The sequence below is a fragment of the Paraburkholderia phymatum genome, assembly GCF_040965635.1.
GTDB classification, from domain to species: domain Bacteria; phylum Pseudomonadota; class Gammaproteobacteria; order Burkholderiales; family Burkholderiaceae; genus Paraburkholderia; species Paraburkholderia phymatum_B.
The window spans coordinates 229,032-247,711 of sequence record NZ_JBFRCH010000002.1; the positions used below are offsets into that span (position 1 = coordinate 229,032).

The following is an 18,680-nucleotide window of genomic DNA, read 5'->3' on the forward strand; positions in this document are numbered from 1 at the left end:
TTGCTTTTTTTGCCCTTCGGGCGGCGGGTCTTTTTTGATTCGCCGCTTTTTTCTTTTTTGTCTGCGACGGCGTCTTTTGTGGTTCGCCTTGCCCCGCGCGGGCATCCGCGTTAGCGCCTCGCATCGCGGATGCCGGCAGCAAGCCATAAAAAACAAAACAAACCGCATACGCGGATGCCCGCGATAAGGGCAAACCACCAGCCGCAGACATAAACCTCAATGCCCCTCGATCATCAACGCATCGAGCTTGAACGACCCATCGTCCTGCACATCGAAATATTCTCGAACTTCATCTGGCGCTGAAGCCCAGATAGAACGGATCGCAATGACACGCGCCTCAGGCGTCCTCATCCGCGCAACCCACGAAGCGAACTCGATCGGCAGGCGCCACCGCTCGCGCACGACCACGGAAAACCCAGTCGCGGCGAAAAACGCGAGCCATTCGTCAACGCGATAGTTGCGGATATGCGAAGCGTCGCGCAAAACTTCGACTGCCTGAAGATGCGTATCGAGCAACGGATGATCGCTCCCTGCGATGTCGATGAACAGCACACGTCCGCCTCGCTTCAACACCCGCCGAACTTCGGCAAGCGCCAGCGGCACGTCGTGCCAGTGATGCGCGCTCATCCGGCTGATCACCCAGTCGAACGAAGCATCGGCGAACGGCAGCTTCTCCGCCGCGCCCTGCGAGGTCCGGATGTTCGACAGCCCGCGCTCCTGCGCGGCGGCCTCGACGGTGGCCAGCATCTGCGGCGCGATGTCGTACGCGACGACGGACCCGGCATGCGGCGCGACGGCAAAACTCGCGTGCCCCGCCCCACAACCCATGTCGAGCACGGCAGCGCCCGGCGTCTCGGCGACGGCCGCCGCCAGCGCCTGCAAGTCCGCGCCCGTCGCGTGCACCTGGCTCGTCAGATACGCGGCCGCTGTCGAGCCGAACGCGTCGGCCACCTGATCGTGATGCTTCATCGTGTGCTCCTGTCGACGGGAGTTGGCGCTTTAGCGCCTTACTTCCGTCCCATACAGAGTAGTCGACGGAAGTTGGCGCTTTAGCACCCTACTTCCGTCCCATGCAAAGTAGTCGACGGGAGTTGGCGTTTCAGCGCCTTGCTCCCGTCCCATGCAAACAATTACGGCCTTTCAGGGTTATCTGTGAACCTCGTGTTCGAGTCCTCCGAACGGGCCCGCGTGTTCGCATGCTCCGTTCCAGTCGCTACAATAGAGCCCGTCCTGTACCGGTACAAGTCAAGCAATTATTCTGGTATCGCAATTACCAGCCACCGCAGTCTGCAACATGACCACGCCCTCATCCGCTGATTCCGCCCCGCCCCTCGATGCATCGCCCGCCCGCGCGCTCGGCGAGTTCATCCGCGCACATCGCGAGCGCGTGTCGCCGCAAGCCGTCGGCCTGCCGCCCGGCCCGCGCCGCCGCACGCCCGGCCTGCGTCGCGAGGAAGTCGCCCAGCTGTGCGGCGTGAGCCCTACTTGGTACACGTGGATCGAACAGGGAAGGCCCGTGTCCGCGTCGGCCGATGCGCTGGCGCGCATCGCCGTCGCGTTGCAGTTGTCGCGCGCCGAGCGCGTGTATCTGTTCGAACTGGCCGCCCAGCGCGACCCCGCCGAGCCCGACCCGGCCGCCGCCGATACCCCCGCGATGCTGCTCAAGACCGTCCAGCTCGTGAACGCGCCGGCCTACGTGCTCGACCGCCAGTTCACGGCGCTCGCGTGGAACACGCCCGCGGCCGATCTGTTCGTCGGCTGGCTCGACGGCGAACACGACCGCAACCTGCTGCGCTACACGTTCCTGTCGCCGGTTGCGCGCAGCCTGATCGTCGACTGGGAAATCCGCGCGCGGCGCCTCGCCGCCGAATATCGCGCCGACTCGATCCGCCATCAAAACGACGCGCCCACGCGCTCGCTGATCGATTCGCTGTCGGCGGCAAGCGATGCGTTCGCGCGCTTCTGGGCGTCGCAGGACGTCAACGAGCGCGAAGGCGGCCAGCGCCGGTTCAACCATCCGCGCGACGGCCATGTCGTCTACAACCAGATCACGTTCAAGCCCGCGCATCGCGAAGACCTGAAGCTCGTCGTGCTCGTGCGAGAAGAATGATATCCGCGTCGTCCACGCTATCCGCCTGATCCGCTCGTCGCGCCGCGCCGCAAGGTTCGCCGCGCGGCGGGTGTTAAAATCGATTTCTTCCCGAGGCGGCGCAGCGATGCCGCGCCGTCCGCGTCTTCACCTCGCACACTGCCCATCACCATGACGTCCCAACTGCATAAAAAAGGCGAAGCCTGGTCGGCTCGCTTCTCCGAGCCGATGTCGGAACTCGTCAAGCGCTATACGTCGTCGGTTTTCTTCGACAAGCGTCTCGCGTTCGTCGACATCGAAGGCTCGCTCGCGCACGCGTCGATGCTGGCCGCGCAAAAGATCATCAGCGCCGACGACCTCGCGGCGATCCAGCGCGGCATGGCGCAGATCAAGGGTGAAATCGAGCGCGGCGAGTTCGAATGGCAACTCGATCTCGAAGACGTGCACCTGAACATCGAAGCGCGCCTCACAGCGTTGATCGGCGATGCGGGCAAGCGTCTGCACACGGGCCGCTCGCGCAACGACCAGGTCGCGACCGATATTCGCCTGTGGCTGCGCGGCGAAATCGACCGCATCGGCGATCTGCTGAAGGATCTGCGCGTCGCGCTGCTGGACCTCGCGGACAAGAACGCCGCCACGATCATGCCGGGCTTCACGCACTTGCAGGTCGCGCAGCCCGTCACGTTCGGCCATCACCTGCTCGCCTACGTCGAGATGTTCTCGCGCGACGCCGAGCGCATGTGCGGCTGCCGCGCGCGCGTGAACCGTCTGCCGCTCGGCGCAGCGGCGCTCGCGGGCACCAGCTATCCGATCGACCGTCATGCCGTCGCGAAGACGCTCGGCTTCGACGGGATCTGCGCGAACTCGCTCGACGCCGTGTCCGACCGTGACTTCGCGATCGAATTCACGGCCGCGTCGGCGCTCGTGATGACGCACGTGTCGCGCTTCTCGGAAGAGCTCGTGCTGTGGATGAGCCCGCGCGTCGGCTTCATCGATATCGCCGACCGCTTCTGCACCGGCTCGTCGATCATGCCGCAGAAGAAGAACCCCGATGTGCCCGAGCTCGCGCGCGGCAAGACGGGGCGCGTGAACGGCCATCTGATGGCGCTGCTCACGTTGATGAAAGGCCAGCCGCTCGCGTACAACAAGGACAACCAGGAAGACAAGGAGCCGCTGTTCGATACCGTCGATACCGTCGCCGATACCTTGCGCATCTTCGCCGAGATGGTCGCGGGCATCACGGTCAAGCCCGACGCGATGCGCTCGGCTGCGCTGCAAGGCTTTTCGACGGCAACCGATCTCGCCGACTATCTCGTCAAGCGCGGCCTGCCGTTCCGCGACGCGCACGAAGCGGTGGCTCACGCGGTCCGCGTCTGCGATCAGCGCGGCTGCGATCTCGCCGATCTTTCGCTCGATGAGATGAAGGCCGAGCTGCCGAACGTCGCGTCGCTGCTCGGCGACGATGTGTTCGGTTATCTGACGCTGGAGGGCTCGGTGGCGAGCCGCAATCATCCTGGCGGCACTTCGCCGGATCAGGTGCGTGCGGCGATTGCGGCTGCGCGGGCGGCGATGATCTGATCGCAGCTTTTGTTTGCTCTATGCTGTGCGCCAAAAGGCGGATTCTCTTGCGAGGATTCGCCTTTTTCGTTTCTCATGACCGCGCGCCACGCAGAGCAAAGGCCGGCACCATTCAATACCATCACGATGCAATTGCTCGCACGGGACTCCCATCGTCATGATCATCCGCCCGCAACTTCACTGGTTCCGCATGCTGCTCGCGTGGCGCGGCTCCGTCCTGCCCGAACTGCTGCCGCGCCTCGGTCTCATTCTGCTGATCTCAATCGTCGCGCTTGCCGTGCACGTGCATGTGTTGAAAATCGCCGTGAACGTCAGCACCACGCCGTTCTCGCTGATCGGCATTGCGCTCGCGATCTTTCTCGGCTTTCGGAACAGCGCGAGCTATGACCGCTACTGGGAAGCGCGCAAGCTCTGGGGACAACTGCTCAACGAAACGCGCTCGCTGACGCGTCAGGCGCTGACGCTGCCGTCCGCACAGATTTCCGTCAACGACACGCAGGAATTCGTGCAGGTGCTGGGCGCGTTCGCGCATGCGCTGCGTCATCAACTGAGAGGCACCGATCCGTCGCAGGATCTGTCGGCGAGGCTCGACAAAACGCTCTTCGAACGCGTCATGATGTCGCGCTACCGGCCAGCGACGATCATGCTCTGGCTCGGCGAATGGGTGCAGCGTCAGGCGCGCGACGGCAAGCTCGACGCGTGGACGGTTCACGCGATCGACCGCAACCTCAACGGACTATCGGATGTGATCGGCGGCTGCGAGCGGATCGTGTCGACGCCGCTGCCGTTCGCGTATTCGGTGATGATCCACCGCACCGTGTATTTCTTCTGCGCGGCGCTGCCGTTCGGACTCGTGGAGAGCGTCGGCGCATTTACGCCGATCTTCTCGGTGTTCGTCGCGTACACGTTCATGGCGCTCGACGCGATCGCATCGCAGATCGAAGAGCCCTTCGGCACCGACGACAACGACCTCGCACTCGACGCGCTCTCCGCCACTATCGAAGACGCCGCCCGCGATCTGCTCGCGCAGCCTTCGCTGCACAAGACGGGGTTGAAGGACGACTATCTGCTCACGTAACGCGCGAGCATGCGTCCATGAGACGCGCGCCGGCCAAACCCGGCGCGCGTTCGTCATGACAGGATCAGTCCGTGCCGTACTTCGGCGAGCGCGGACCATACAATAGACCGTTCGGGCCGTCGCTCGACAGCAGCTTGCGGCTCGTCAGTCCTGCCACATCATGCGATTCGTCCGCCAGCGAATGCGCGACCTGCTTGACGGTCGCCTGCACCATTGCGCCGATCAGGCCACCCGCATTCACACTGAAGTTGTTGCCCAGTTCCTTGCCCGTCGCGCTTGCCGTGCCTTGCCAGAGCGTGTCGCCCGAGCGCAGGTCGACGAGCTTCGCGCCGGCCGTCACGGCCGTCGTGCTGTCGACGATCATGAACTTCGAACCGTACTGCGTGATCGTCGCGTACAGCGCCGCATCGGCGCCGAAGATGCTGCGCAGCTTGTCGGGCGAGACATTCTGGATGTCGTTCGGCGTGGTCAGGCCGTTGTGCCTGAACGTCTCTTCCATCTCGACCACGGGCACCACGTAGTAGCCGCCCTCGGCGAGCGGCATCGTCATCTGCGACAGCATGCCGTACGTGGCGCTCACATCCGATGTGTTGTTGACGGGGGGCAGCACGAGAATCGTCCTCGGCTTGCTGTTGCGGAATGCGGTGTAGTCCGCCTGACGGGGCGCGTGGGTGACGCATGCCGTCAACGTGAACAGCACCGACAGCGCGGCGACCAGCCTGAATGAAAAGAAGCGCTTCATGGTCATTGGAATTTGCTCAACAGAAAGTCCATGTAGGTCGACGACTCGGGAAACGACTGCTTCTCGGCAAGCAGCTCCTGCTTCGCTTCCTGACTCTTTCCGATGCTCGCGTACAGCATCCCGAGACGCGCATGAAAGCCCGGCGGAACCGATGCGCCCTTCGCGAGAATCTGCTGACGTGCTTTTTCGAGTGCATCGATCTGCTCGAGCGGACTCTTTTGCGCCTTGAAGTACTCGTAGACTTGCGGCTGATAGCCGTCCCATTGATAGAGCGCAGGGGTGTTCGTCGTGCTCGCGCACGCGGACAGCAGCGCGCACACTGCCGCAGCCGGCAGCGCAAAGCCGGTCCGTCAATTGAATCGCTTCGACATGTTTTTGTTGATCGTGATGGATGGTGTTACTTCGCAGCCCGTAGCGCGCCCGCGTCGACCTGTTCGACGAGGTGATTGACGGCTTCCTTGATCGCGAGATCGAGAACCTTGCCGTTGAGCGTCGAGTCGTACGACGCCGTACCGCCAAAGCCGATGATCTCGCGGTTCGACAGGCTGTATTCGCCCGCGCCCTCGCTGGACGTGATCACTTCCGACGTCGTCGTATCGACGATGTTCAGGCTGACCTTCGCGTAGGCGACCTGACTCTTGCCACGCCCCGGAATGCCGAACAGTTGCTGATCGCCGACTTCCTTTCGACCGAACTCGGTCACGTCGCCGGTGATCACATAGTTGGCGCCCTTGAGCTGCTGCGTCTTGTTGGCGATCTGCGCTTCCTGTCTGATTTCGCTCAGGTTGTCGCGCTCGAGCACCGAGAAGCGGCGGCTCTGCTGCAACGCTGTGACAAGAAGGGTCTTCGCCTGACTGCCGACGCGGTCGACGCCGTCGGAGAAGATGCCGCGCATATAGCTCGAGCGGTTGTCGAACTTGCCGACGGCGACAGGCACCGGCTTGCCGGCGTGCGGCACGTTTGCACTGCTGACCTCGGGCGTCGGCAGCGAGCGCGACGCCTCGGTCGCGCATCCGCCGAGTGCCGCGGCGGCCAATACTGCGACGAGCAATGCGCAAGGTGTGAATGGCTTCAACATGTTGGTCCCGTTCAAAGAATGACTCGCGCTTCGAGCGGCCTTCCGGATCGGGCGGCAGTGTGCCGCGCTTTCGTTGGTCGCTCTGATAGCGCGACGAAAGATACCGGCACTTGCACGTGCAACTTTAAAAAAATGTCATTCGACGCATGAAGGGATTTGCGCGTCGTCACGATGCGCGCACGTCACGCGAAGCGGCGTGGCATGCGCAAACGTCCGCAGGCGCAACGCAACTGCGCCTGCCGGACGAACAACCTGGAGACTGGAAGGAATGCGACGCTGACGACAGCGCGGCTCAATCGTTGCCGGCCGTATCGCCCATGCGCTTCAGCAGCGCAACGCGCGCGCCGATGATGTCGATTTGCGTGCGCGCGTCCATCAGCGGAACGGTCGCGTCGCGATACGCGGTCCACGCGCGTTGCGCGCGCGTCAATGTCGGGCGTGCATGCGCGGGCAGCTTCGCATGCAGACGCCGGTAATAGCGGTTCAGATCGAACATCGCGTGCTCGCATTGCGCATCGAACGAACAGGCGCGCGGGCGCGTCTTCGGGTCCTGCTTGCCCGCATTCGCCGCCACGGTGCGCAGCGCGAGCGCGCGGTCGCGCACGGGCTGCAACTGCATGTCCGCGCCGGCGATCTGATACGAGGTGCCCTGCGTCGTGGCGAGCACGGCGGCGAGCAGCTTGCCGTCGGCGTCGCGCCACGCCTGCCAGCGGCGCTGGCTCTCTTGCCACTTCTTGCGCTGTGCGTCGGGCACCTTCGCGAGCACCTGCTGCAACGACTGGTCCATCGACGCCTGCCACGCGAGCCGCGCCGTATCCGTGCAATGCACCTGCCCCGCCGCCGACGACATGTCCGCGCGCGCGAGACACATGCGCATCGATGCGTCGATGGGGTCGGCCGCTGCCGCTTCCGCGCGCGCCGCGGCGGGCGCGAACGTCAGCGCGGCGTGCGGCGCGAGCACGCCCAGCAGCGCCGCGCACGCAGCCGCGCGCGCACGACGCCGAAGTCCGAAGCGCGGAGGCTGCTTCATGATCACGAGTCGCGCACGCAGTCGACGAAGTACTCGATGCGCCCGTTGATCGTCTCGCCCACGAGGCCGTGGATATCCGTATGGAAGCCCGGGAAGCGCTCGTTGAATTCGCGCGCGAAACGCAGATAGCTGACGATGGTCTTGTTGAAGCGCTCGCCCGGAATCAGCAGCGGAATGCCCGGCGGATACGGCGTCAACAGGATCGACGTGACACGGCCTTCGAGTTCGTCGATAGGAACACGGTCGATCTCGCGGTGCGCAAGCTTCGCGAACGCATCGGACGGCTTCATCGCGGGCTCCATGCTCGACAGGTACATCTCGGTCGTCAGGCGCGCGATGTTGTTCGCGCGATAGACGCTGTGGATCTGCTCGCACAGATCGCGCAAGCCGATGCGCTCGTACGCCGGATGCTGCGCGACGAACTCGGGCAGCACGCGCCACAGCGGCTGGTTGTTGTCGTAGTCGTCCTTGAACTGCTGAAGCTCCGTGACCATCGAGTTCCAGCGGCCCTTCGTGATGCCGATCGTGAACATGATGAAGAACGAGTACAGCCCCGTCTTCTCGACGATGATGCCGTGCTCGGCGAGGTACTTCGTGACGATCGCGGCGGGAATGCCCGTCTCGCCGAATTCGCCGTCCACGTCGAGACCCGGCGTGATGATCGTCGCCTTGATCGGGTCGAGCATGTTGAAGCCGTCCGCGAGCGCGCCGAAGCCGTGCCAGCGGTCGTTCGGGCGCAGCATCCAGTCGTCGCGCGAGCCGATGCCTTCTTCCGCGAGCTCTTCCGGGCCCCAGACCTTGAAGAACCAGTCGTCGCCGTATTCGGCATCGACCTTGCGCATCGCGCGGCGGAAGTCGAGCGCTTCGGCGATCGATTCCTCGACCAGCGCCGTGCCGCCCGGCGGCTCCATCATCGCCGCGGCCACGTCGCACGACGCGATGATCGCGTACTGCGGGCTCGTCGACGTATGCATCAGATACGCCTCATTGAAGCGATGGCGGTCGAACGTGCTGTTCTCGGAGTCCTGCACGACGATCTGCGAGGCCTGCGAGATGCCCGCGAGCAGCTTGTGCGTCGAGTGCGTCGCGAACACGAGCGCGCCCGTGCGCGGACGGCCCGCGCCGATCGCATGCATGTCCTGATAGAAGTCGTGGAACTCGGCGTGCGGCAGCCACGCTTCGTCGAAGTGCAGCGTGTCGAGCATGTCGCCGAGCAGGTCCTTGATCATCTCGACGTTGTAGATCACGCCGTCATACGTGCTCTGCGTGATCGTCAGGATGCGCGGCTTGAGGTTCGGGTTCTTCGCGAGCGCTTCGCGTGCGAACGGATTCGCTTCGATCTTCTTGCGGATGTTTTCCGGCTTGAACTCGTCGCGCGGAATCGGACCGATGATGCCGAAGTGATTGCGCGTCGGCGTAAGAAACACGGGGATCGCGCCCGTCATCGTGATCGCGTGCAGGATCGACTTGTGGCAGTTGCGGTCGACAAGCACGATGTCGCCGGGCGCGACAGTGGCGTGCCAGACGATCTTGTTCGAAGTGGACGTGCCGTTGGTCACGAAGAACAGATGGTCCGCGCTGAAGATGCGCGCCGCGTTCCGCTCGGAAGCGGCGACGGGCCCCGTGTGATCGAGCAGCTGGCCGAGTTCGTCGACGGCATTGCAGACGTCCGCGCGCAGCATGTTCTCGCCGAAGAACTGATGGAACATCTGGCCCAGCGGATTCTTCAAGAACGCGACGCCGCCCGAGTGGCCCGGGCAGTGCCACGAGTATGAGCCTTCGTCCGCATACTGCACCAGCTCCTTGAAGAATGGCGGCGCGAGCGAATCCAGATACACCTTCGCCTCGCGGATGATGTGGCGCGCGACGAACTCCGGCGTGTCCTCGAACATGTGGATGAAGCCGTGCAGCTCGCGCAGGATGTCGTTCGGCAGGTGGCGCGACGTGCGCGTCTCGCCGTACAGGAAGATCGGGATGTCCGCGTTGCGGCGGCGCACGGCGGCGACGAACGCGCGCAAGTCGATGATCGCAGGCGCCAGTTCGGGCACCTCGTCGTCGCCGTTCTCGACGTACGGCAGCAGCTCGTCGTCGTCGATCGACAGGATGAAGCACGACGCGCGGCTCGACTGCTGCGCGAACGAGGTCAGATCGCCATAGCTCGTGAGACCCAGCACTTCCGCGCCTTCTTTCTCGATGGCCTCGGCAAGCGCCCGGATGCCGGAACCGGAGATGTTCTCGGAGCGGAAATCTTCGTCGATGATGACGACGGGAAAACGAAACTTCATGGGCGATTCTCCAAATAGAACGACCGCTGCTTAGTGATGCGCAGCGGCCACCCGGATAGCTGGTGATTCAATGCGCGTTATCGTTACGTCTTCGGCAACGTCACGCCATGCTGACCTTGGTACTTGCCGCCGCGATCCGCGTAGGATACGTCGCAAATCTCGTCGCTTTCGAAGAACAGTACCTGCGCAACGCCTTCGTTCGCATAGATTTTCGCAGGCAATGGTGTCGTATTTGAGAATTCGAGCGTGACGTGCCCTTCCCATTCCGGTTCGAACGGCGTCACGTTGACGATGATGCCGCAACGCGCGTACGTCGACTTGCCGAGGCACACCGTCAACACGCTGCGCGGAATGCGGAAATATTCGACCGTGCGGGCGAGCGCGAACGAGTTGGGCGGGATGATGCAGACATCGCCCTTGAAGTCGACAAACGACTTCTCGTCGAAGTTCTTCGGATCGACGATCGTCGAATTGATGTTCGTGAAGATCTTGAATTCGTCGGCACAGCGAATGTCGTAGCCGTAGCTCGACGTGCCATAGCTGACGATCTTGCGACCGTCTTCCGTCGCGCGCACCTGATTCGGCGCGAACGGCTCGATCATCTTGTGCTCTTCGGCCATGCGCCGGATCCACTTGTCGGATTTGATGCTCATAGGTGAACGCTGCTGACGGGTTGTGTTGGGCCGGCAGACGCTTGCGCGCCGCTCAAGGAGCGCGCGCCGCCGGACGAAAGGCGCTTATTTTACGCGATCACGGCACGCGTGCCCGATGCGGCGTGTCTCGCGTCCGCCCATGCGCTGCGCACCGTGCTTTCGCCGGAAAAACGGCCGTGGACGATGCCCGATCGGATAGCTGGGAAATACGGACGGGGAACGATGGATTTGCGCGCTGCGCAAACGATTGGCAAATGCGGCGCAACGACGGGCGATGCGCGACCCTGTCTGGTGAACGACAGGGTGACAGGAAGTTACGGGCGGATCAGCCCGCATGCGATGGCGGGGCCGGCGCCGTGTTGCGGATAAGCATAGGGATCGGACGCGTCGCGATGCAGCAGCACGGCGCGCTGCATCACCGAACGCACGCCGTCGAGCGATACGTCCGGCGCGACGATGAAGCCCGCCGCCACGCCCGCCGCATCCGCGTGAATATTGCCGAGATCGCCTTCGACGCGCGCGCCGATCTTCAGGCGCTCCGCCGCCGGTGCGAATATGGCGCCCGCGCCCGAGCCGTCGGCGGAATTGCAGTCGCCGCGTTCGTGGACCTGCAGCGCGTGATCGCTGTTCGGCGGCAGCCCCGTCAGGTTGTAGGTCACCTGCACGCCGTCCGAGTGCTCGATGAACGTGACCATGCCGCGCGCGTTGTTGCCGAGCGTCGGCACCAACTGCGCGTCTGCGCGTTTCTCCTGCGGCCTAAGGAAGCTGCACCCCGATAACAGGACACAGGTCGCAGCCAGGACGATGCTGGTCTTGATCGCCTCGCCGCCGATTCGTTTTCTCATGCGATCCTCTTGTCGAGCGCCGGCCGTCCCCGCGACCGCGTTGCCGGACCTGATGAAGCCGACATGATACCGCGAGCGGGCCCGCATTCAGACCCCTTTCAACCCGCCTTCTGAAGACTTGTTTCGCCGACTGGCCTGGCCGGCACGGCCGGATCGCGCCGCGCTCCGCGAACCGCCGCCCGTTGCGCGACGTCCCCTATCGCGCGACGGACGGCGCGGTGCGCGTTACGTGTTCTGCACGACGATGGTCGGGAACTTCGAGCTCATGTCGCGCGCACGCTCGGCGATATGAATCGCGACCTTGCGGGCAATCGTCCGATAGATTTCGGCGACGCGGCCATCCGGGTCCGCGACCACCGTCGGATGCCCCGAATCGGCCTGCTCGCGGATCGCGATGTCGAGCGGCAGGCTGCCGAGCACGTCGACGCCGTACTCCTTCGACATCCGCTCGGCGCCGCCCGAGCCGAAGATATGTTCTTCGTGGCCGCAGTTCGAGCAGATATGCAGGCCCATGTTCTCGACGATGCCGAGAATCGGAATGCCGACCTTCTCGAACATTTTCAAGCCTTTCTTCGCGTCGAGCAGCGCGATGTCCTGCGGCGTCGTGACGATCACGGCGCCTGTCACGGGCACGCGCTGCGACAACGTCAGCTGAATGTCGCCCGTGCCCGGCGGCATGTCGACGATCAGATAGTCGAGATCCTTCCAGTTGGTCTGCCGCAGCAGCTGCTCGAGCGCGGACGTGGCCATCGGGCCGCGCCATACCATCGGGTTGTCCTGCTCGATCAGAAAGCCGATCGAATTAGCCTGCACGCCGTGGCCCGCCAGCGGGTTCATCGACTGGCCGTCGGGCGACTCGGGACGGCCTTCGATGCCGAGCATCATCGGCAGCGACGGGCCGTAGATGTCGGCATCGAGAATGCCCACCGATGCGCCTTCGCTCGCGAGCGCCAGCGCCAGATTGACGGCCGTCGTGCTCTTGCCGACGCCGCCCTTGCCGGAAGCGACGGCCACGATGTTCTTGACGTTGGGCAACAATTTCACGCCGCGCTGCACGGTATGCGCGGCGATGTCCTGCGACACCTGCACGCGCGCTTCGGCGACGCCGGGAACGCCGCGCAGCGCATCGGCGACTAGCGCGCGGATCGTGTCGAACTGGCGCCTGGCCGGATAGCCGAGTACCACGTCGACGCTGACCATGGCACCATCGACGGCGACGTTCTTGAAACTTTTGGCCGCGGCGAAAGGTCGCTGCGTGTTGGGGTCGGTGATGGCTGCGAGGGCCGCGTCTATCAAAGCCCGATCAATGCTCATTGAGTCTCCGTGGGAACGCTCGGCGCGACGCGCGATCGAAGGATGCGCGACACGCCGGAAATATTGAAAGAAATTGTTAGCCGGCATTGCCTAAAACCTGTCTCATTGGCACGCTTGCCGCGCAAGTTTTCTATAGGGCCGAATCGTCGCTGACTCAGTCGTCATTGTAGTAGCTGGCGTCGGGGCTTGCCGGAAGACCCTTTCCGGCTATCAGCGCGATCGCGTGCCTTGGATCTGTGTGTCGACCGTCTTACTCAAGAGGACTCAAGAATGAACGCAAAAATCATGACACGCCTGTCGGCATTGGCTGTCGTCGGCGCGCTGCTCGGCGGCTGTGCAACCCAGCAGGGCACCAACACAGCCGTCGGCACAGGCGTCGGCGCGGGCACGGGCGCGGCTCTCGGCGCAATCTTCGGCGGCGGCAAGGGCGCGGCGATCGGCGCGGGCGTCGGCGCGGCGGTCGGCGGCGTCACCGGCTACAACTGGCAGAACATCAAGAACAAGCTGTCGGGCGCGACGAAGGGCACGGGCACGCAGATCAGCGAGCAGCCGGACGGCTCGCTCAAGCTGAACATCCCGAGCTCGGTCACGTTCGATACGAACAGCTACGCGATCAGGCCGTCGTTCGCGCCTGTCCTCACGCAGGTCGCGCAAACACTGAACCAGAATCCGGAAGTGGTTGCGCAAGTCGTGGGCCACACCGACAGCACGGGTCAGGCCGCCTATAACCAGACGCTCTCCGTCAATCGCGCGCAAAGCGTGACGAACACGCTGGCGCAAGACGGCGTCGCGCCGCAGCGCCTGTCGGCTACGGGCATGGGCGCGAACCAGCCGATCGCCGACAACAACACGGAAGCGGGCCGCGCGCAAAACCGCCGCGTCGAAATCTATCTGCGCGCCATGGCGCAGCACGCGCAATAAGGACTGTGGGGAAAGGACGGGCCTCTGCCTCGCAGAGCCCCGTTCAGACAAGCTCGAGCGGGAACGGGAAGGCAACCCGCGTAGCGCCTGGCCGAAGCGCCCCGAAGAGCCTCGCAGCGGACCACACAAGCGAATCGAAAAAATTTTCGAACTCTTCTGAAATTCCGCGGTCTGTCTTTATGGTACGTGTGCGGCGACGCCGCCGCGTCACCATTCTCCTCTTGTCGTTGTTGCTCCGGGGCCATAGCCCCGGTTTTTTTGCCTGCTCCCCTCCGTTCTACAAACACGCCGCGCACCGCCAGCGGGTGCATCGCGACCCTATTTGCAGGCGCTCAGCTGCGTGATGTATTCGATGTGAACGCAACGCGACATCTCTTTGCGCAGACGATCGGGCGCGACACGCATTGCCGCCACGTCCCCGCGGAATGGCAGCGGAATGGCCGCTGAATGCCCGCCCTCACCAGCGCGCTGCCTCCATGAGTCCACGCTGGTAAAATCGACTGTTCGGGCCGGTTCTACGCGCGACGACAATCCGCGAAGCCGCGTTCGACAACCCGAGCTGCATGAGCGGACGCCCCGCCCGTGCGGTCCTGGGCGCAGCGCCGTCCGCGTTGACGTTGTGACGGCCGCCCGTACCTTCCGCCAGTCCATAGAACCCACATGTCAGCAACCGACGCCACCGCGGTTCAATCCGCGGACCTCACCGCCGCCGGCGCGCCCAAGAGCCGCCGCCAGATCCTCGTCACGTCTGCCCTGCCGTACGCGAACGGGCAAATCCATATCGGCCACCTGGTCGAATATATCCAGACGGACATCTGGGTCCGCGCGCTGCGAATGCATGGGCATGAGGTCTACTACGTCGGCGCCGACGACACGCACGGCACCCCGATCATGCTGAAGGCGGAGCAGGAAGGCATCACGCCCAAGCAGCTGATCGACCGCGTGTGGCAGGAGCACAAGCGCGACTTCGACAACTTCGGCATTTCGTTCGACAACTACTACTCGACCGATTCCGAAGAGAACCGCGTGCTGTCCGAGTCGATCTACACGGCGCTGCAGGCGGCCGGCCTGATCGAGGCGCGCAACATCGAACAGGCATACGACCCCGTCAAGGAAATGTTCCTGCCGGACCGCTTCATCAAGGGCGAATGCCCGAAGTGCCACGCGAAGGACCAGTACGGCGACAACTGTGAAGTGTGCGGCTCGACGTACCAGCCGACCGAGCTGATCAACCCGTACTCGGTCGTGTCGGGCGCGACGCCGATCAAGAAGACGTCGACGCACTACTTCTTCAAACTGTCCGACCCGCGCTGCGAGTCGTTCCTGCGCGGCTGGGTCGGCGGCCTCGCGCAGCCGGAAGCGACCAACAAGATGCGCGAATGGCTCGGCGACGCGGGCGAAGCGAAACTCGCCGACTGGGACATCTCGCGCGATGCGCCCTACTTCGGCTTCGAGATTCCGGGCGCGCCCGGCAAGTACTTCTACGTGTGGCTGGACGCGCCCGTCGGCTACTACGCGAGCTTCCGCAATCTCGCGCAAAAGCGCGGCGTCGATTTCGACGCGTGGGTGAAGCAGGGCTCGACAGCCGAGCAGTATCACTTCATCGGCAAGGACATCCTGTACTTCCACACGCTGTTCTGGCCCGCGATGCTCGAATTCTCCGGCCATCGCACGCCGACCAACGTGTTCGCGCACGGCTTCCTGACCGTCGACGGCGCGAAGATGTCGAAGTCGCGCGGCACGTTCATCACGGCCAACAGCGTGATCGAAACGGGTATGAACCCCGAATGGCTGCGCTACTACTTCGCGGCCAAGCTGAACAGCTCGATGGAAGACATCGACCTGAACCTCGAAGACTTCCAGGCGCGCGTGAACAGCGACCTCGTCGGCAAGTACGTGAACATCGCGAGCCGCGCCGCCGGCTTCCTGATCAAGCGCTTCGACGGCCGCGTGCAGGACAGCGCGATGCAGCATCCGCTGCTCGAGTCGCTGCGCGCCGCGATTCCGCAGATTGCCGCCTACTACGAGGCGCGTGACTACGGCCGCGCGCTTCGCCTGACGATGGAGCTCGCGGATTCCGTGAACGCGTACGTCGACACGGCCAAGCCTTGGGATCAGGCGAAAGACCCGGCGAACGCCGTCGCGCTGCACGAGACGTGCAGCGTGTCGCTCGAGGCGTTCCGCCTGCTGTCGCTGGCGCTCAAGCCGGTGCTGCCCAAGGTCGTCGAAGCGGCCGAGGCGTTCCTCGGCGTCGAGCCGCTGACATGGATGGATGCGGACAAGCCGTTGAGTTCCGCGCGCGCGATCAACGCCTACAAGCACCTGATGACCCGCGTCGATCCGAAGCAGATCGAGGCGCTGCTCGCCGCGAACCGCGGCTCGCTGCAGCCGGCCGCCGGCGCGGCAACGGAAGCCGACAAGGCGCAGGCGCAGGCCAAAGCCAAGGCGCACGCGAAAGCGACAGCGGCCGCCCACAGCGACGCGCAGGCGAAGCCCGACGACAGCGGCATCATCACGATCGACGACTTCGCGAAGGTCGATCTGCGCATTGCGAAGATCGTCGATTGCCGCGCGGTCGAAGGGTCCGACAAGCTGCTGCAACTGACGCTCGACGTCGGCGAGGAAAAGACGCGCAATGTGTTCTCGGGCATCAAGTCGGCGTATCAGCCCGAGCAGCTGGTCGGCAAGCTGACGGTGATGGTCGCGAACCTCGCGCCGCGCAAGATGAAGTTCGGCTTGTCCGAAGGCATGGTGCTCGCGGCATCGGCCGCCGACGAGAAGGCCGAGCCGGGCATCTACGTGCTCGAACCGGACAGCGGCGCGAAGCCCGGCATGCGCGTCAAGTAACGCGAAAATAGCGCGAGCGCATCGCGCTTTCGGCGCGATCAGACGCCACTACGAAAGCACGTCTTCGGACGTGCTTTTTTTTTTCGTCGTTGGCTCCATGATCTGCGACGGGCCCACGCAAAACCAGACGGAACAGCTTCCGCAGCCAAATCCTTTCTCAAAATAAGAGTGTTCCTACATTCAGCCGGATCGAATTCTTCGAAAATCGCGATCGGCTTGTCAGACGGCCGGCAGCCGGCGCTTCATCTGACTACACGCGCTTCAGAGCGGGCGTATCGACGACGACACACCCGCTCGTCATCCCGAATCGACCACCGACATGAGCACTGAATTCTCCCTCGACCAGTTCGAAGCCCTCGTTGCTTCCCGTGACTACGACGCCGCGCACGAAGTGCTGATCGTGTTGATCAACACACTCATCTCGAACCGCAGCCGCCTGCCGGGCGTCGACCTGGCGTTCTCCGATCCGATGCTGCCGGCGAGCAAGGAAGCCGCCGCAACGCTGCAACGCATCGCCGACGCTCTCACCACCCTCCTCGCCGATCCGCGATTCCGCCTGAACGACAAGCAGTTCAACCAGCTTTTCTCGAGCCGTCACTGGATCAACATGCTGTTCGTCGCGTCGGCGTACGGCAGCACGGATCACATCCTGCGCGCGCTGCTCGAACACGCGGCTTCATCAGATGACGCCGACAGCGCGAAAGCGCTGGTCAGAAAGCAGATCGTCCTGTACACGGTCGAATCGCAGTACGAAATCGATCTTGCCGATCTCGCGAAGAGCGAGCAGGCGCTCGCGACGGGCCTCGGCATGTCGATCGTCGGTTCGGCCGTCGTGATCTCGCCGGCAGCGCACGCAAAGCGCGAGCGCCTGATCGAATCGCTGCCCGGCGCGCTCGAAACCATCGCCGACCTCGACGATTTGCCGGGCGCGGCCGTCTGCGGCGCGTACATGCATTGCAGCTACTCCGACTTGCCGGCCCGTCATGCGATGAAGCGCGGCATCAGCCAGCTCGTGCGCAGGAAACTCGGCTCGCTCGGACTGCTCGCCCACGAGGCGGAAGTCGCGCCCGCCCCCGCGTCGGAAGAACAGGCCGAGGGCAAGCCGCTGATGATCGTCGTGCTCGAATGGTTCAACGGCGGCCATTCGATCTATCGCACGCATTCGCGCACGATGCTCGCGGCGCGCGAGCGCTTCGAAGTCGTCGCATTCGGCGAGGCGCAGCATGTGGACGAAGCAGGCCGCGCCGTGTTCGATCGCTTCATTCCGTTCGAGCATCCGGAGTATGTCGGCGAGATCGTCAGGCAAGTGCAGAACTTCGCGCGCGACAATCCACCTGCCGTGCTGTACATGCCGAGCGTCGGCATGTTCCCGCACACGATCTTCATGACGAATGTGCGCGTCGCGCCGCTACAGATCGCGGCGCTCGGCCACCCGGCGACGATGCACGCGTCGTGCATCGACTATGTGAGCGTCGAGGAAGATTTCGTCGGCGATCCCGCGTGCTTCAGTGAAAAGCTGATGCGCCTGCCGAAAGACGGCCAGCCGTATGTGCCGTCGAAACTGCTCACCGACATCGCGCCTGGCATTCCCGAGCGCGGCGAGTTCGTCGACATCGCCGTGACCGCGAGCGCGATGAAGCTCAATCCGCGCTTTCTCGGCGCGTGTCGGCGAATCATCGAAACGGCCGGCATTCCCGTGCGCTTCCATTTCATGACATCGTGGGCCGAAGGTCTCGATATCGCCTACGTGCGCCGGCTGGTACAGGCGGCGCTGCCGCGTGAAAACGTGCTGGTGTACGGCGGAATGAGCTACCCGGCCTATCTCAAGATCATCAATACGATGGATATGTTCGTGAGCCCGTTTCCGTTCGGCAATACGAACGGCATCGTCGACGCGCTCACGCTCGGTCTGCCCGGCGTCAATCTGTGCGGCGCGGAAGTCTTCGAGCATATCGACAGCGGGCTTTTCGGACGCGCGGGCATGCCCGCCTGGCTGACCACGCATTCGATCGACGAGTACGTGCGCGCCGCCGTGCGGCTCGCCACGCAGCACGCCGAGCGCGAGATGCTGCGGCGCCGGTTGATCGACGAAAAGGCCGTCGAGCGCATCTTCGAGGGACGGCCCGAGGCGTTCGGCCGGATCGTGCAGGCGCTGGTGAATGCGCAACGGCAGGCAGACCCGCGCTAGCGCATCGCCGTCAATTTCCCACTTCGCAGCCA

Annotated in this window: 15 protein-coding genes; 6 read left to right on the top strand and 9 right to left on the bottom strand. The window is 64.0% G+C overall.

Features of this window, described 5'->3' with window-relative positions; genetic code table 11:
• Positions 1–216: 216 nt before the first annotated feature.
• On the bottom strand, positions 217–969 hold the full coding sequence (locus AB4Y32_RS04425; protein WP_368720160.1) for a class I SAM-dependent methyltransferase: 753 nt from the start codon (positions 967–969) through the stop codon (positions 217–219).
• Between the two features lie 325 nt (positions 970–1,294).
• Between AB4Y32_RS04425 and AB4Y32_RS04430 the strand changes: the two genes are divergently transcribed.
• From AB4Y32_RS04430 to AB4Y32_RS04440, 3 genes are all read left to right on the top strand, one after another.
• Positions 1,295–2,110 carry a helix-turn-helix transcriptional regulator gene (locus tag AB4Y32_RS04430; protein ID WP_368720161.1) on the top strand — a complete coding sequence of 272 codons (816 nt, stop codon included), beginning with the start codon at positions 1,295–1,297 and terminating at the stop codon, positions 2,108–2,110.
• 150 nt (positions 2,111–2,260) lie between these two features.
• Positions 2,261–3,667 carry an argininosuccinate lyase gene (gene argH / locus AB4Y32_RS04435; RefSeq protein ID WP_368720162.1) on the top strand — a complete coding sequence of 469 codons (1,407 nt, stop codon included), beginning with the start codon at positions 2,261–2,263 and terminating at the stop codon, positions 3,665–3,667.
• Between the two features lie 157 nt (positions 3,668–3,824).
• On the top strand, positions 3,825–4,745 hold the full coding sequence (locus AB4Y32_RS04440) for a bestrophin family protein (protein ID WP_368720163.1): 921 nt from the start codon (positions 3,825–3,827) through the stop codon (positions 4,743–4,745).
• A 64-nt stretch (positions 4,746–4,809) separates the two neighbouring features.
• Here the strand turns inward: AB4Y32_RS04440 and AB4Y32_RS04445 are convergent, their stop codons facing one another.
• The 8 genes from AB4Y32_RS04445 to apbC all read right to left on the bottom strand — a co-directional run bounded on the left by AB4Y32_RS04445 (position 4,810) and on the right by apbC (position 12,692).
• Positions 4,810–5,487 carry a DUF799 domain-containing protein gene (locus tag AB4Y32_RS04445; RefSeq protein WP_368720542.1) on the bottom strand — a complete coding sequence of 226 codons (678 nt, stop codon included), beginning with the start codon at positions 5,485–5,487 and terminating at the stop codon, positions 4,810–4,812.
• Between the two features lie 2 nt (positions 5,488–5,489).
• A complete protein-coding gene (locus tag AB4Y32_RS04450; protein ID WP_439899727.1) occupies positions 5,490–5,807 on the bottom strand; it encodes a DUF4810 domain-containing protein in 318 nt (105 codons plus the stop codon).
• Between the two features lie 77 nt (positions 5,808–5,884).
• Positions 5,885–6,565 carry a CsgG/HfaB family protein gene (locus AB4Y32_RS04455; RefSeq protein ID WP_368720164.1) on the bottom strand — a complete coding sequence of 227 codons (681 nt, stop codon included), beginning with the start codon at positions 6,563–6,565 and terminating at the stop codon, positions 5,885–5,887.
• 292 nt (positions 6,566–6,857) lie between these two features.
• Positions 6,858–7,598, bottom strand: a complete 741-nt coding sequence (locus tag AB4Y32_RS04460; protein WP_368720544.1) for a lysozyme inhibitor LprI family protein — start codon at positions 7,596–7,598, stop codon at positions 6,858–6,860.
• A complete protein-coding gene (locus AB4Y32_RS04465) occupies positions 7,598–9,880 on the bottom strand; it encodes an Orn/Lys/Arg decarboxylase N-terminal domain-containing protein (RefSeq protein ID WP_368720165.1) in 2,283 nt (760 codons plus the stop codon). Before AB4Y32_RS04465 ends, AB4Y32_RS04460 begins: the two co-directional genes overlap by 1 nt.
• 83 nt (positions 9,881–9,963) lie before the next feature.
• Positions 9,964–10,533 carry a dCTP deaminase gene (gene dcd, locus AB4Y32_RS04470; protein ID WP_087734426.1) on the bottom strand — a complete coding sequence of 190 codons (570 nt, stop codon included), beginning with the start codon at positions 10,531–10,533 and terminating at the stop codon, positions 9,964–9,966.
• A gap of 314 nt (positions 10,534–10,847) precedes the next feature.
• Positions 10,848–11,378, bottom strand: coding sequence for a superoxide dismutase family protein (locus AB4Y32_RS04475; RefSeq protein ID WP_342936463.1), 531 nt, complete (start codon positions 11,376–11,378; stop codon positions 10,848–10,850).
• A gap of 225 nt (positions 11,379–11,603) precedes the next feature.
• A complete protein-coding gene (gene apbC, locus AB4Y32_RS04480; protein WP_368720166.1) occupies positions 11,604–12,692 on the bottom strand; it encodes an iron-sulfur cluster carrier protein ApbC in 1,089 nt (362 codons plus the stop codon).
• A 270-nt stretch (positions 12,693–12,962) separates the two neighbouring features.
• Here apbC and AB4Y32_RS04485 point away from each other — a divergent pair, with 270 nt between their 5' ends.
• The 3 genes from AB4Y32_RS04485 (at position 12,963) to AB4Y32_RS04495 (ending at position 18,648) form a co-directional block, all read left to right on the top strand.
• Complete coding sequence (locus AB4Y32_RS04485) at positions 12,963–13,613, top strand: OmpA family protein (RefSeq protein WP_368720167.1); 651 nt, start codon at positions 12,963–12,965, stop codon at positions 13,611–13,613.
• A gap of 660 nt (positions 13,614–14,273) precedes the next feature.
• Positions 14,274–16,460, top strand: coding sequence for a methionine--tRNA ligase (metG, locus tag AB4Y32_RS04490; protein ID WP_368720168.1), 2,187 nt, complete (start codon positions 14,274–14,276; stop codon positions 16,458–16,460).
• A gap of 319 nt (positions 16,461–16,779) precedes the next feature.
• Positions 16,780–18,648 (top strand): adhesin, encoded by a 1,869-nt coding sequence (locus tag AB4Y32_RS04495; RefSeq protein ID WP_368720169.1) that lies wholly within the window; start codon positions 16,780–16,782, stop codon positions 18,646–18,648.
• The last annotated feature ends 32 nt before the right edge of the window (positions 18,649–18,680 follow it).